Here is a 1,322-nt window from a genome sequence, read left to right as displayed (position 1 = left end):
GGGCCGTCAGGACCTGGGTGGTGACGACCGCCTGATGGTTGGTCCGATCGATCTGGCCTTTGGCCCGGTGTTTAGAGATCGCGCGTTTCACCACTCGTGGGCTGACCCGGGCCCGGCGGATGGGTAGCGGGTGCGCCAAGACAGCCCGGCCGATCCGGCCGACCAGGTCGATCGTGGCCTCGGCGATGATGCCTGCGGCGTGGATGATCTGGTCGCGAGCAGCCAACAGGGCGACGGTGAAGCTGGCGCGGTCGGCGTCGATGTCTGGGCGGCTGGCGGTGGCATCGGCCATGGCCAACCGGAGCGCCTGATAAGAGGCAAGCAGAGCGTAGATTTCCTGATCCACCCCCTGCGGGGAACGGGAGCGCAGGACTCGGCCGCCCAAGGTCGTTGATTTCAGCTCCAGGTAGGTTGTCTCGATCTCCCATCGCTGGTGGTAGAGGGCGATAACGTCCCGGGCGGGGTAGCGGCGATGATCGGTCAGGGTGGTGATCAGCCGATAGTGGCCGATCTTGTGGCCGCAGCCGGAGAGGGTCACGGTGATGCTGGCGTCGATGACGCGGACCGCCACCCCACCCAGCACCGAGGTCCACGACCCGTCGGGCAGGGTCGTCAGCCGAGGCAGGCTCCTGCCGTTCTTGCAGCGGATCAGCAGGTCCGCGCCGGTGCCGGCGATCTGGGTGACCAGGTCCTTGACGGCGAAGTTGCGGTCGGCCAGCAGCAAGATCCCCGTCCGCAGGCAACCCAGCAGCGCGGGTGCGTAGCTCGTCTCGCCCTTCCCGAACGGCCCGAACGTCGCAGCCAGCAGCGTCCGGGTGCCGCAGGCGACCACAGCCAGCAGCCGGACCAGGGGATAACCCGATCCGCCGTGACTGCCGCTTTGGTGGCCGTAGCGGGACAGGTTGGCCGGACTGTCGGGCACCGACATGGTCGTGCCGTCGATCGCACACACCAGCAGCCCACGCCATCGCACCGCCCCCGGCGGCGGGCCGGCCAGCAGCTCGAACAAGGCTTTCAACGGCGCGATCCCGACCCGGCGGCGGGCTTGGGCCAGGGCCGCCGACGATGGTGCCGCTCCCGCGGCGCCCAGGCCAGAGGTCAGCCGTGCCCAGACCTGCCGATAGCCCATGTCGGCGAAGAACCCCGCCGCCAGCAGCAGGTAGATCACTACTCGAGACGGTAACGCCCGTATCCGGCGTTCCCGCCCGCCGGCTTCCGCCAGTACTTCATCAATCATCTCGAAGGGAACCGTCTGGGTCAGTTCACCCAGGTGGCCTGGCGCGAAGGAGCCGGCGGCGCTGCGAACGGTGATAGTGGTCGTG

General features: G+C 68.5%; 1 protein-coding gene. It reads right to left on the bottom strand.

What is annotated here, in order from left to right:
* Positions 1–1,237 (bottom strand): IS4 family transposase (locus N5079_RS34955; protein ID WP_261588513.1); only part of this gene is annotated, 1,237 nt, incomplete at its 3' end.
* Positions 1,238–1,322 lie beyond the last annotated feature (85 nt).

The organism is Planotetraspora sp. A-T 1434 (assembly GCF_025420585.1).
Taxonomy (GTDB): Bacteria; Actinomycetota; Actinomycetes; order Streptosporangiales; family Streptosporangiaceae; genus JAOEGB01.
This window is presented reverse-complemented; position numbering and strand designations above follow the sequence as displayed.